The organism is Butyrivibrio sp. LC3010 (genome assembly GCF_000424385.1).
Lineage (GTDB): Bacteria > Bacillota > Clostridia > Lachnospirales > Lachnospiraceae > Butyrivibrio.
In genome coordinates, this window is record NZ_AUJU01000006.1 from 1 (window position 1) to 12,910 (window position 12,910).

Here is a 12,910-nt window from a genome sequence, read left to right on the forward strand (position 1 = left end):
AGGAAGTCTGTCCTGATAAAGATGAATTTCGCAGGAAGAAGCATTAGCGAACTCATGAAGTACGGTACCAAGACCACCTCTTGTAACGTCTCTCATTGCATGAAGCTTTATATTCTCATTAATGAGTCCTGTTACCATCTGTACAAGAGGAGCATTATCAGATTTAATATTGTTTTTAATATTCATTCTGCCTGAAAGAATGGCTGCATGGTGATCTCCAAGATTACCGGATACAATGATCACATCTCCATCCTTACAGCCTGATGGTGATAATGATAAACCTTCAGGTACGAATCCGACTCCGGAAGTATTTATCATTATACCGCCAAAATCTCCACGTTTTTCAACAACCTTTGTATCTCCCGTAACGATTGACACACCGGCTTCTTCTGCAGTTTTTGCCATAGAAGCTATGATTTTATCAAGGTCATCCAGATCCATGCCTTCTTCAAGTATGCATCCACAGGTAAGATACTTGGGAGTAGCTCCGCTCATAAGAAGATCATTTACAGTACCACATACAGACAATCTTCCTATATCTCCACCAGGGAAAAAGTAAGGTGTCACAACAAAGCTGTCTGTTGTAACCGCTAATCTCTCATTTCCGGGAACAACCGCGGAATCCTCCATGCGGTCCAGATATTCGTTTTTAAAATGCTTTGCAAATATATTTTCAATAAGTTCTGACGTGGAAGCTCCACCGCTTCCGTGTGCCATTGTTACTTTCATTTCCTAATCAACTCCAAATGTACTTACAATTATCTTTTTGTTCTTCCAGATATAAAATAGTTATAGCAGCTGCCCTCCGTAGATACCATGCATGCACCGTGAGGATCCTGCGGTGAGCACATCTTTCCAAAAAGAGGACATTCATCCGGGGATATTTCTCCGGTCAAAACCTTAGCACAGCTGCATCCCGGCGGCATATGATCATCATCAAGTCCATAACTTCCTGCGTCAAATTGAAGAAATTCCTCTTTAAGCCTCATACCTGAACCCGGTATAAGTCCCATACCTCTCCAGGAAGCATCACATTTTTCAAAATACTTGCTGACTGCTCTTCTTGCTTCCCCATTTCCATTTTCCGTAACTACGCTCTTATACATATTCTTAAAGCCTGAATGACCTTTCAGCTTCATAAGAGCATAAATTGCAGCAAGGAGTCCCTGGCCTTCAAATCCTGCTACTACAAATGGCATATCAAGTTCTTCCGATAACTCCTTGAATAACTTAGATCCCGTAACAACTGATACATGTCCGGGAGCAAGAAATCCATCGATATTATCAGTATTATTACAAACCCATCTGATAACCTCCGGCATTGTCTTTAATGATGTCAAAAGCTTCAGATTTCTGACTCCCTGCCTGATTGCTTCTTCAAGAACCATGGCATATACAGGAGTAGTGGTTTCGAAACCTATCGCAGCAAAAACATAATTTCTGTCCTTCCGTTCGATAGCCATTTTCACTGCATCCATGGGGGAATACAGCATCTCCACATGCCCACCCTCGGCTCTTGCATCCGCAAGGCTCATCTTGCTTCCTCTGACCCTTATCAGATCTCCAAAGGTAAGAACATAAGTATTCTCAGTCATGGATAATTCACAGAGCCTGTCTATCACTGCAGTAACTGTGACGCATACAGGACACCCCGGTCCAGAAATAAGATGTATTTTCGGAGACAGAAGGTTCGGAATTCCATTTTCAGAAATTGCTGCTGTATGAGTACCGCAAACCTCCATAAATCTGAGTTCTTCGCCATCATAGTTTTTTAATTGTTCCTTTATATACTCAAGTTTATCCATATATAAATTAAAGATCCTCTATTTCCTTAAACAGTTCTTCTATCTCGTCAGCTTCCGCATCACTCATTGTCTGAATGATACATCCTGCATGAACAAGCACTCTGTCACCTATTTTAATCTTCACAAGTCCTGCCTCGGCTTCAACTGTGTTCCCTGAAAAATCAACAGTCGCCTTGGTTCCGTCAATACTTGTAACGCGTCCCGGTAATGCTACGCACATATTTTTATCCTCTTTCTTATAAACACTTTACAGTTAATGTAAAGTTCAATATTGTCTCAAATCAGCCAGATAAATCTGCCCTGCTGAAATCCCACCATCATTTGTAGGTAAAATGCTGTTATAGTATACCACAAAATCAAGATCTGAAAGGAACTTCTCACACATTGCGAGAAGGAGCCTGTTTGCAAACACTCCTCCGGAAAGGCATACCGTGCTGATACCATATTTTTCCCGCAAACGAATGCACCTTTTTCTCACAGCATCTGCAAGAGAATAATGAAAGATGTAAGCCAGCTTCCCAGCATCACCACTATCTCTTGAGTTCAGGAAAAATTCCAACAATTCGGATACATCCATTTCACCTGTTAGGTAATTGATATCTATTAGTGGTGTTTTCGGTAAATGAGACATATTTTGAAATACATTTATACGATTTTTATCATCTATATCAGAGCAGTTTATTACATCTTCAATGTATTCTTCAGCCAGATTTTGGAGTCTTATGGCACATTCACCCTCATAGGAATTATATTTGCACACCCTCAAAATACAGCTAATGGCATCAAAAAGTCTCCCCATTCCGGAATTCGGGTAAGAATTTATATTATTACTGATTGCAGCTCTGATGAGATTTGACTCGCCAGGCTCCATAATATCAGAAGGAATCTCCTTATCATATTCAACAAGGTAACATGCTGCCGCTATTGCTGCATTTTTCATTCCTTCATCCTGTCCTACCAAATGAACAGGCTTAAGATATCCCTCTCTTACAAATTCACCACTGCGGCAAAGCATAAATTCACTTCCCCATATGGTTTTGTCCTCTCCAAATCCCGTGCCGTCAAATGCAACGCCTATGCACTCCGTGAGACCATTCTCAGCCATAACTGAACCTACGTGGGCATGATGATGCTGAATCTGTATGCATTCTATTCGTACGTTATCATCCTGAATTGATGTCTGCCCATTACGAGCATGCATATCAGATATACATGTCATCCTGTTTCTGGCATATAAATCTGCAAGCTTGGATGAATGATATCCAGGATGCATATCGGAGACAATTATCTCATCCTTAATATCTAATTTATCTGTTCTGAAAATAGCATCAAATTCTTCAACTTCCTTTTGTTGTAGCTTTAAAATCCCATAATTCTCCATATCTCCGAGAAACTGGCTCATGACAATTCTGTCGCCGTATCCTATTGAAAACGTATTTTTTAAATCAGCTCCAAAGGAATGATATAAGTTTCTACATTTCAGTCTGTTTTTGAGAAAAACAGGAGTAGGCACATATCCTCGTGCTCTTCTTATAAATCTCGGGACTTCAGTATTGTCACAGCGTCTTATAATCTGCAGAACAGAATCATCTAAGGGCCTTAGAATTTCTCTGTCGTAATACAAAATCCCATCAATCTTATCCAAAAATTTCTCTCTAAATATATCATCAGAAATAATCATAGGCTCGCCGGATATATTACCACTGGTTGCAATTATGGCTTTTAATTGCACAGTAATCATTTTATGAATACCGCTTGAAGGTAAAAAGGCTCCTATCTGCCTTGATTCACCGCAGACATTTTCGGAGAATTCAGTCTCTTTTGCTGATAAATTCAATTCCTCAGGTAAATGATATTTAGCCTTCAGTATTTTCTTTGCCTTCTTATCAAGAAGAACTATCGGCCTTGCAGATGAACATAAGTATTTTTCTTCCAGCTCCGACACTTCACACTTTTCTCTTATATCTGATATGGAATCAAACATAACAGCAAAGGGTTTTCGTTCTCTGCCTTTTATTTCTCTTAGTTTACTCACTGCATCATAATTATATGGATCTGCAAGTAACTGATAACCACCTATTCCTTTAAGTCCAATAATGCCGCCATTCCTTAGCAATTCAACAGCTGCACTGATAGCGTCCTCATTGCCTTCTATGTTTAAATTATCTGGTCTTAAAAACTTAAGCTGAGGACCGCAATTATGACATGATATGGTTTGCGCATGTCTGCGTCTACCCATCTTATATTCTTTTGCACATTCCGGACACATCGAAAAGACGCCCATTGTGGTCGTCTCTCTGTCGTAGGGAAGCTTTTGCAAAATGCTGAATCTTGGCCCGCAGGATGCACAACTGATAAGCGGATATCCATATCTTCTGTCATTTTTATCCTGTAGTTCATAAAGACACCTATCACATATACCGATATCCGGTGGAAAAACAGGAATGTAGGTATTATCCTCATCATCACTACTCTCAACAATACGAAAACCGGAACTGTCTTTTAGACATTCCGGTTCAGTCTCATTAAGATATTCTAAAGATATGTTAACAATAATACTGCCGGAGGGTGATGAAGTCCAAAGCTTATCTTTAAATGAGCTTATGTTTTTTTCACCACCATCCACAATTATCTCTACAATACCGCCAAGATTTTTCACTTCTCCTTTGAGCTCATATTTAGTTGCAAGCTCTGCTACGAAAGGTCTGTACCCTATACCCTGTACAGCTCCCGAAACACGGATTAGTGCTATCATTTTTATTCGTCCTTTTTCTCTGCCTGTGCTTTCTTAGCAGCTGCTGCAAGCTGTTCTGCACCGGTCATTGCTGGCTTTGCAGGCTGCTGCGCTGCATTTCCTGCTGCAGGGGCCGCATTTCCTGCTGCTTTTGCCTTTGCTGCAGCTGCGGCTGCTGCACGCTCCTTAGCTGCTTTCATAAGAGCTTCCTGTGCTGCAATAGCTTTTTCTGACTGCTTGAAAGTCTTTGTAACCTTCTCAGAACCGGGCTCCGTGAAATGTGTATCCATTGAAAGGCATTTCTTAGGGCAATTATCTACACAGCATCTGCACTGAATGCAACTCATAGGTCTGATAGACCAGGTCTTGGCTGCCTTATCAACTGTGATAGCATGTGTAGGACACTTTATGGAACAAAGACCGCAAAGAATACATACGTCCATATCATTTTGTACATGTCCGCGTGTACGCTCAGGATATTCCTTCGGCTCAAATGGATATTTACGAGTCGCAGGCTTTGAGAACAGATTTTTAATTACTTGTGTATTAAAATTTATAAGACTCAAATCTTCCTACCTTCTTTCATTCTGTGTTAGCGTTAGCGCTCTGTACAACTGATACAAGGATCAATAGTAAGTACAAGAATCGGCACATCTGCAAGATCACATCCGGCAAGAACGTCTACAAGTGCAGGTATATTAGCAAATGTGGGAGTTCTTACTCTCATACGATCGATAAATTTGCTTCCGTTAGCCTTTACATAGTAAAGAGCTTCCCCTCTGGGCTGTTCTATTCTTGCCATATATTCGCCGTTAGGGAACTGATTAGGCTTAACCGGAATATCAACGGGGCCTGCAGGCATCTTATCAATACACTGACGCATAATATCGATTGCCTGATATATCTCCTTTATACGAACCTCAGTACGTGCGTAAGAATCACAACCTGTACTGATAATAGGCTCGAAGTCGATATCACCATATGCACAATATCCTGTTGATCTGATATCACGGGCGATTCCGCTGGCACGAAGGAAAGGACCTGCTGTTCCAAGTAAATCTGCCTTCTCAGGAGTAAGAATACCAACATCAACAAGTCTGTTCTTAACTGCCACGTCATCTATAAAAGGCTTTGCAACTATATCAAGGCCTTCCTTGATGCTGTCAAGTCTCTGACGGAAATCTCTGAGCATATCATCAGGTATATCTCTTCTAAGTCCGCCAATTTTCATTATTGAAAAGATAACACGACCACCTGTTGCAATTTCAAACATATCGAGAATTTCTTCTCTTATTCTCCAGCATTCCATGTATAATGATTCAAATCCAAATGCATCTGCAAGAAGACCAAGCCAAAGCATGTGTGAATGCATTCTGCTAAGCTCAGAGAGCATAGTTCTAAGGTATTTTGCTCTGTCCGGCACCTCAAGATCCATGATGTGCTCTACAGCATCACAGTAACCAAGGCCATGTCCAAGTGAACATATACCGCAGATTCGCTCTGCGACATAAACCATTTCATGAAAATCTTTTTTATCTACAAGCTTCTCCAAGCCACGATGTATAAATCCGATGGAAGGAATAGCCTGAACAACTTTCTCATCCTCTAATACCAGATCAAGGTGAATGGGCTCCGGCAAAACAGGATGCTGAGGTCCAAAAGGAATTACACTTCTAGTTGACATAGAATCTCCTCTTTCTAATTCGTTATTATCACCACTTAGTTCCGTAACCAATTATATGGGAACTAAGTGGTACGCTAAGCTCATGAAAACTTCGCCAAGCAATTACTTAAATGGTGTTTCTATCGCAGTGCGGTAGAATGAGCCTTTATAATCAAGACTGATCATCTGAATATCTATTCCAAACAGATCATGCATTTCATTCTCATAAAGAAAAGCACATGGAAATACATGGCTTATACTGTTAATAGGCTGATCTTCCGCAAGTATAATTTTAACCTGGCAAACCTCTAATGCTTTGCCAAAGCTGTAAACAAGTTCATAACCATCAGCGGTACGTGTTGCACACTGCTGCATAAGATGATATCCATCAAACTTAAGTCTCTGCGCCTCGTCGATGATTTCTTCCGCCTTAACAATCTTTAAATCCATATTCATCAGGCGTTTCCTCCTTCATCCTTTTTAGGTGCAGCTGCAGGTGCCGCTGCCGCAGGTGCTGCCGGCTTAGGTGCCGGTTTTGCAGTCTGAGCAATCTTAGCTTCAGCCTGCTCACGAAGTGCTTCTTCTGTAAGAACAGCATCATACTGTGTAGCAGGATCATAATCCTCTGCCTTCATACGTACTGCAATCTTACTGTAATCAACTGTGCAGTAACCCTGCTTCATTGATTCCTTAACCTTAATTCTCTTTTCTTCAAGAATTGCAAGTGCCTTAACGACACCATCAATAAGTGCTTCAGGTCTTACAGCACAACCGGGTACATAAACATCAACAGGAACAACTTTATCTGATCCTCCTAAAATGTTGTAGCACTCCTTAAAAATACCTCCGTCACATGAACAGATACCGCAGGCAATAACTACCTTAGGATCAGGCATCTGATTGTAAAGCTGTCTGACAACAGGTGCTGTCTGGGCATTAATTCCTCCTGTAAGAAGAAGAATATCTGCATGCTTAGGATTTCCTGTATTTATAATTCCGAATCTTTCAACGTCATAAAGTGGAGTCATTGTTGCAAGAACCTCAATATCACATCCATTGCAACTGGATCCATCATAATGTAACACCCAGGGTGATTTTGAAATTTTCATAGTTTCTCCTTTATTTACCTATTACACTGAGGATAAGAAGGTTTGTTCCTGCACTAACAAGAATTACAACCCAGCTGCTGACAAGCATTGCCATGTATTTAACACGAGGAAATACATTATCTATCAGTGTCTCCATAAGATAGAAAATTACACATGCAATAAGAGCCCAAACTATACTGATAGGGTTGTTGTAAATAAAGAACATAGCAACAATACCCATCATAAGTACCTCATCATACCACTCTGCTATCTCATAAAATGCAAGGTTGGTACCTGAGATATCTGATGTAAGACCCTTAACCATCTCCTGGTGTGCGTGATGAGATGTACTCATGTCAAAAGGAGATTTTCTGAATTTTATTGTTAAGATAAACAAAAATCCAATAAGCATACCCGGGATCTTGTAAATAGCCGGATTAGCAGCCTGTACAAGATCATTAACCATGAAGCTTCCGTTAGCTTCATAGAATCCGATTGCAACAAGGAGAATCATGGGCTCATAGCACATCATCTGCAAAAGCTCACGATTGGCACCAAGTGCACTGTAAGGACCATTTGTTGAATATGCAGCAAGTACCATCATTACCTCTGACATTGAAAGAGCGAAAAATACAAGCAGCATATCACCGCCGCCAAAGAAAAGCGAACCGGTAAATATGGTAAATATCAGATAAGCTATAACAAACAGAACCTGAATGCTGTTAACAACGGTTGTCTGTTTTGCAAGAAGCTTATAGACATCATAGAAGGGCTGTAAAAGCGGTGGGCCCTGTCTTCTCTGCATACGAGCAGAAACAACACGGTCGATACCTTCCATGAGTCCTCCAATAATAGGAGCAAGTAAAATATAAAGAACTACCTTTATAACTGTTGTCATAACCATTAGAAAGCACCTCCGCATACAATTATCAGCATTACAATCACAATTATTGCAGAGATTACAATACTGGGAGCAAGAAGCTTATCCTCTCCAAAATATTCTGTCATGTACCAGTTTGACATATAAAGCGGTCTGGCCTTACCGAATGAATCGATATAATGTCTGTCATCACCAGCGTTAACACCGGCTACATAAGACATAGTCATCTTACTCTTCTTACCAATTGCAAGTAATCTGCTTCCAATCGGAATAGCAAATATCATGGCAACCATGATCATCATGATGATAACATCAGAACCACCGATAACATTAGGTATGTTCTTATGGAATGCCTCATTAAGAATAGGCTGTATCATTATGTCAGACATCTTAGGAAATGCAAAACACATAACAATGATCATACATGTAAGAGGTATAAGCGAAATCATCTCACTCTTAGGAGTGATGTCTTCAAGCTCATATGACTGATGAATTACAGTACAAATCTTTCCAAGCCATTTAGCCCAGTAGAAAAGTGTAGAACCTGAACCAAATACAAGGAACAGAACAAGCCATACAGAATTGGAATCAACGAATGACTTAAGAGCTGCCCACTTTGATACAAGCATTCCAAAAGGAGCCATGAACATTCCACAGATTCCAATGATCATAATGAATGCAAGCTTTGGAAGCTTGATAATAAGACCATGCATGTCTTCTATATCACGGCTATGCATGCAGTTCTCAATATCACCAACTGTCTGGAACAGAAGTGACTTGGAGACAGCATGGAACAGTATAAGCATTGTAGCAGCCCAGACACCTTCTGTGGTTCCTGTGCCTGCGCAGGCTGTAATAAGTCCAAGGTTTGATATTGTTGAATAAGCAAGTACCTTTTTACCGTCACTAACAGTAATTGCAAGAAGTGAAGCGGCAAAGAATGTAAATCCACCTATAACTGTGATCATGACACCTGTAAAGGTTCCTTTGAGCATGGGTGAAAGTCTGATAAGCATATACACACCAATCTTAACCATTGTAGCTGAATGAAGAAGTGCACTACTGGGTGTAGGTGCAACCATCGCTCCAAGAAGCCATCTGGAGAAAGGGAACTGCGCACTCTTTGTAAGCGCAGCAAAAGCAATCAGAGTAACAGGTACCATTACAACCATGTTCTGTCTTGGTATGATTGCTGTAAGCTGACTCAGATTTGAAATGCCAAATTTGAAATTGCAAAGTAAAAGAGCAGCTGCAAAGCCGCATCCACCCAGCAAGTTCATCCATAATGCTCTGAAGCTGTTATTAACAGCCTCTTCTGTTCTTGTATATCCAATAAGAAGGAAAGAACATACACTTGTGATTTCCCAGAAGAAATAAATCCATCCAAGATTATCAGAAACAATAAGACCAAACATAGCACCAATGAAGACGAATAAAAGTGCAAGGAAGTAATTTGATCTGTCCTCTACATCAGTATGATGGTTATGATAATCCTTCATATATCCAACAGCGTAGATACAAATAAGGATACCAACTATACCAACGATAAGGATCATTACTGCGGAAAGGAAATCCACCCTTAAATGAGCATTCCCCTCAACAGCATAACCTGAGAGATCCATAGCCAAAACCGGAATTGTTCCGATCATTGATAAAAGTATCGCATAATACTTTTTATACTTTAAACTCAGGAAAATAACTATGGCCATCAAAAGGAGTTCTCCTCCCATTATTATATGGTCATGGGGTGCAGTTGAAGTCAGATATGTATTACGCGTTGTGCCTTTCATGGAAAGTACTCTGATACCCACCATGATTGCCGTAGCCATAACGCTGAATCCGCCCACAATTGCAACAAAATTACGCAGTAGAGATGAATTCCTTATGCAGAACATCATTACTGCAATCACAAACGGAAATAGAATAAGGAAACTCACTGCTTTAAGAATTGAAATAGTCAAAGAATCTCCACCCCTTTCAGGATAAAATATTAACAGTCTATAAGCAAAAGAGCTCAAAACATGCCTTAAATATACTACCACAAATTATGAAATTTTACATAAAAAATTATTATAATTAAAACAAATTTTTCATAAATAATTAGCGTACATTATCAATGACCATGTAGAGCAATCTATAGAGTTCTTTGGCATCATTTTCAGAAAGTCTGACACATCCACCTATCTTAGAAGGAATGTCCTTTGCCTTTTCTTTAAGTGCTTCTCCCTCTTTTGTAATTGATACAAGAAGGTTTCTCTCGTCAGTCTTAGACCTGGTTCTCTTAAGGTAGCCTTTGCTCTCAAGTTTCTTAAGCACAGGTGTAAGTGTACCAGAATCGAGATACAGGCACTCTCCAAGTGACTTTACGTTCATTTCCTTTTTATCCCATAAAACCATCATGGTTATGTACTGGGTGTATGTCAAATCCACCTCATCCAAAAAAGGCTTATATGCTCTGATGATCTCCTTAGAACATGCATATAGCGGAAAGCATAACTGATTCTCCAGTTTTAATCCATCATAATTTTCTTTACTCATTTTTCCTCCTAATAATTCAAATAATATATATTTAATTGCGTACAATAATACTTTCTACTGTATAATATCAATAATCTCTGTTTTTTTCAATGTTTTTTATAAAAATATAATCAAAATTTAAAGTAAATTCTTCATATTAAAAGGATGCCCTAAAGCACCCTTTACATAATAAAGAATTTAAAAGAAACACACTATCTGCATTAGTCTTTTGCTGTGTGCTTCATATTCCTGATAGGAATATTAGCATACAGTGCAGGAACGCTCTTTGCATCAGTATCAGCTCCCTCAGTATCCATCTGAGTCAACTTAATATCAAGCCCTGCCTGATCTACCTCAACATATTTTGATAATACGTCGAGAATATCATTCTTGATTTTCTCCATGATTTCGGGAGAGCAGCTTGATCTGTCTGAAACAAGAACCAGCTTTAGACGGTCCTTGGCAGCCTGTCCTGAAGACTTTTTCTTGAAAATATCTGTCAGTTTCATGCCCTATCCCCCTTATCACTTACGAAAAACACTTGCTATTGCTGCAAATAAGCCTTTTTTATCCTCCAGATTAAGGAATGGTACGGTCTCACCAAGTATTCTGCGGCAGATGTTCATATATGCCTGACCTGCAAGTGAACTGTCACCAGCAAGTGGTTCACCATTATTTGTAGCAATAACAATATTCTCATCATCAGGTACTACGCCCAAAAGGTCAACAGCAAGAATATCAATAACATCTTCAGCGCTCATCATGTCGCCACGCTTAACCATATCAGGTCTTAATCTGTTAACTATAAGCTGAGTTTTTCCAATTTCATTAGCTTCGAGAAGACCGATTATTCTGTCTGCATCTCTTACGGCTGAAACCTCCGGAGTAGTTACAACAATCGCTCTCTCAGCTCCTGCTATAGCATTCTTAAATCCCTGCTCAATTCCTGCAGGGCAATCCATAATAACGTAGTCAAATTCCTGTTTGAGATCATCTGCAAGTTTCTTCATCTGATCAGGTGTTACACTGGTCTTATCCTTAGTCTGTGCAGCAGGAAGAAGGAAAAGAGTATCAAATCTTTTATCTCTTATCATAGCCTGCTTAACTTTGCAGCTTCCCTCAACTACGTCTACCAGGTTATAGACTATTCTGTTTTCAAGGCCCATAACAACATCAAGATTTCTAAGGCCTATATCAGTATCTATCAGTACTACTTTCTTATTAAGTTTAGCAAGTCCAGTACCGATATTTGCTGTAGTTGTTGTTTTTCCGACACCACCTTTGCCGGATGTTACTACTATTACTTCTCCCATTCCATCCTCCGTATTACTTATATAAATCGATTATCGCGCAAAAACGCTGCGCCGTAAATATCTTTTACAATGTGGCCATTTAAAATGTATGCTACTTCAGTGTTCTTAACCGTAGCGGTTTTCCTGAACCTTCTCACTTTTAATTTTGGCCCTGTCTCAGAATCAGGTGAAATTGCTATTGAATTGGCAATTCTAACCTGCAGGGGATTAAACTCAAGAGCCATAACAAATGCATTCTCATTACCATCTGTACCGGCATAAGCACTTCCCCTTAATGCCCCAAGAACAAATATGCTGCCTTTGGAATTAACAGATGCACCAGGCTTAACATCACCCATTATAATAACGCTCTTATCATAGGTTATTGATTGTCCCGATCTCAGATTTCCGGCATGAATTATAGCTGAATTCTTATCTTCTATAAGTTTTTCCTCATCAAATGAGGTCTCCTGTTGCACTTCCTGAGTCACTGCTGGTTCGACAACTTCCGGCACCTCTTCCTTTATATAACTGGCAAATATTTTGTCCGTTTCAGGATCTTCCCTTAAAACACATGTGACATTTATATCACTGTTTTCGTTAATAGCACCTAAAATTTCATTTTCCTCTTCATCAATTATAGTCCTGCCCCTAACGATGATTCCCATAGAGGCTTTCCCCAAAAATGAACGGGATTCGCGAAACTTATTAGCTATTTCCGTGATCAGAACGTCAAAAGGAAGTTTTGGATCAAGTTCCAGTATAATACCGGAGCTTGTACCTTTCAGATTAACTACTCCCATCTGTACCAATTCCTCCTCTATAAACGATAGTTTATATCTGATTAATTCTGGTCGGATACGGATACCGTACCATTCACTTTGTTCATGGACGGTAACATGCTCCCAGCAAAACTTTAGCTTGTTAACAT

14 protein-coding genes are annotated in these 12,910 nt (G+C 39.7%); all 14 read right to left on the reverse strand.

All coding sequences use genetic code 11. The features are described 5' to 3' along the window. Positions 1–729: hydrogenase expression/formation protein HypE (gene hypE, locus G622_RS0105885; protein WP_026509924.1), on the reverse strand; the 729-nt coding region annotated here is incomplete at its 3' end. A gap of 29 nt (positions 730–758) precedes the next feature. Next, positions 759–1,805, reverse strand: a complete 1,047-nt coding sequence (hypD, locus tag G622_RS0105890) for a hydrogenase formation protein HypD (protein WP_026509925.1) — start codon at positions 1,803–1,805, stop codon at positions 759–761. 7 nt (positions 1,806–1,812) lie between these two features. After that, positions 1,813–2,025, reverse strand: a complete 213-nt coding sequence (locus G622_RS0105895; protein ID WP_026509926.1) for a HypC/HybG/HupF family hydrogenase formation chaperone — start codon at positions 2,023–2,025, stop codon at positions 1,813–1,815. A 45-nt stretch (positions 2,026–2,070) separates the two neighbouring features. Then, the gene (gene hypF / locus G622_RS0105900; RefSeq protein WP_044957227.1) at positions 2,071–4,560 is read right to left on the reverse strand and encodes a carbamoyltransferase HypF; all 2,490 of its coding nucleotides are present in this window, start codon (positions 4,558–4,560) and stop codon (positions 2,071–2,073) included. A gap of 2 nt (positions 4,561–4,562) precedes the next feature. Then, positions 4,563–5,105: a 4Fe-4S dicluster domain-containing protein gene (locus G622_RS0105905; RefSeq protein WP_026509928.1), complete on the reverse strand. Its 543-nt coding sequence runs from the start codon at positions 5,103–5,105 to the stop codon at positions 4,563–4,565. Positions 5,106–5,137: 32 nt separating this feature from the next. Next, positions 5,138–6,223, reverse strand: coding sequence for a hydrogenase large subunit (locus G622_RS0105910; RefSeq protein WP_026509929.1), 1,086 nt, complete (start codon positions 6,221–6,223; stop codon positions 5,138–5,140). Between the two features lie 102 nt (positions 6,224–6,325). Continuing rightward, complete coding sequence (locus G622_RS0105915) at positions 6,326–6,658, reverse strand: NADH-quinone oxidoreductase subunit C (protein WP_026509930.1); 333 nt, start codon at positions 6,656–6,658, stop codon at positions 6,326–6,328. Further along, entirely contained in the window at positions 6,658–7,311 is a 654-nt protein-coding gene (locus G622_RS26825) for an NADH-quinone oxidoreductase subunit B family protein (RefSeq protein WP_026509931.1), read from the reverse strand. The genes G622_RS0105915 and G622_RS26825 overlap by 1 nt, the downstream gene beginning before the upstream one ends. A gap of 10 nt (positions 7,312–7,321) precedes the next feature. After that, entirely contained in the window at positions 7,322–8,194 is an 873-nt protein-coding gene (locus G622_RS0105925; RefSeq protein WP_044912636.1) for a respiratory chain complex I subunit 1 family protein, read from the reverse strand. After that, positions 8,194–10,131, reverse strand: coding sequence for an NADH-quinone oxidoreductase subunit 5 family protein (locus G622_RS0105930; protein ID WP_242832967.1), 1,938 nt, complete (start codon positions 10,129–10,131; stop codon positions 8,194–8,196). The genes G622_RS0105925 and G622_RS0105930 overlap by 1 nt, the downstream gene beginning before the upstream one ends. 139 nt (positions 10,132–10,270) lie before the next feature. Beyond that, a complete protein-coding gene (locus G622_RS0105935; RefSeq protein ID WP_026509934.1) occupies positions 10,271–10,708 on the reverse strand; it encodes a MarR family winged helix-turn-helix transcriptional regulator in 438 nt (145 codons plus the stop codon). A 200-nt stretch (positions 10,709–10,908) separates the two neighbouring features. Beyond that, entirely contained in the window at positions 10,909–11,196 is a 288-nt protein-coding gene (gene minE / locus G622_RS0105940) for a cell division topological specificity factor MinE (RefSeq protein WP_026509935.1), read from the reverse strand. A 15-nt stretch (positions 11,197–11,211) separates the two neighbouring features. Continuing rightward, the gene (gene minD / locus G622_RS0105945; protein ID WP_026509936.1) at positions 11,212–12,000 is read right to left on the reverse strand and encodes a septum site-determining protein MinD; all 789 of its coding nucleotides are present in this window, start codon (positions 11,998–12,000) and stop codon (positions 11,212–11,214) included. Between the two features lie 17 nt (positions 12,001–12,017). Continuing rightward, positions 12,018–12,782, reverse strand: coding sequence for a septum site-determining protein MinC (locus tag G622_RS21850; RefSeq protein WP_049945712.1), 765 nt, complete (start codon positions 12,780–12,782; stop codon positions 12,018–12,020). Positions 12,783–12,910 lie beyond the last annotated feature (128 nt).